This is a genomic window from Extibacter sp. GGCC_0201, from assembly GCF_017566055.1.
Lineage (GTDB): Bacteria > Bacillota > Clostridia > Lachnospirales > Lachnospiraceae > Extibacter.
On the sequence record NZ_JABFCH010000163.1, the window covers coordinates 1 to 224 of the forward strand.

Annotated in this window: 1 pseudogene; it reads left to right on the top strand. The window is 50.9% G+C overall.

The features are described from left to right. Positions 1-224: pseudogene (locus tag HJV72_RS19115) on the top strand (potassium/proton antiporter); the annotation flags it as partial.

Sequence of the window (224 nt, forward strand, 5' to 3'; positions counted from 1 at the left end):
GGCAGTTGTGGGCTCTACAGATGCGGCCTCCGTTTTTTCGATTCTGCGCTCGAAAGCACTGGCTCTGAAGGACGGGACGGCATCTCTGCTGGAGGTGGAAAGCGGCAGTAATGATCCGTTTTCCTATATGATGACAATGATTGTCCTGAGCTGGATGGGTGGGGGAGAAAGTAATATTTTTCTTCTGCTTCTGAAACAGCTTGGATTCGGCATTGCGTTCGGTG